Source organism: Flavobacterium agri, from assembly GCF_013401995.1.
Taxonomy (GTDB): domain Bacteria; phylum Bacteroidota; class Bacteroidia; order Flavobacteriales; family Flavobacteriaceae; genus Flavobacterium; species Flavobacterium agri.
This window is the reverse complement of record NZ_JACBJI010000005.1, coordinates 370-771: the sequence shown is the minus strand read 5'-3', so window position 1 is coordinate 771 and position 402 is coordinate 370. Positions and strand designations below refer to the sequence as shown.

Annotated in this window: 1 pseudogene; it reads right to left on the bottom strand. The window is 65.7% G+C overall.

The window, feature by feature from the left end:
* Positions 1 to 402, bottom strand: a pseudogene (locus HZF10_RS12020) (hypothetical protein); the annotation flags it as partial.

Below are 402 nucleotides of genomic sequence, written 5' to 3'. Positions count from 1 at the left end.
CCGTCGCCGTTCGGGGTGAAGAAGTGCGGGTAGTTCACCAGGTGCACCACCACGTCGCCCGTGTTGCCGCAGGCACCACGCACCACGATCACGTGCTCGCCCGGCCCCACGTTCTCGAACAGCCCGCCGTTGGCAAGCCACGGCCCGCCGTCAAGGCTGTACTCGAAGGCCTCGGGGTTGATGCCGTCCACGTGCACCTGTATCGACTGGTGGTCCTGGAAGGCGCCGCTCACCGTATAGGTAGGGTTCACCGGAACGCTCGACTCCACCACGGTATGCACCGCCGAAGGTCCCGAGACGCATCCCGCCGCGCTGGTGATGCTCACCGTGTAGTCGCCCGGAAGGTCCACGTCGATGGTCTGGCCCGTAAGGCCCGTGTCCACACCGTCAAGGAACCATTGA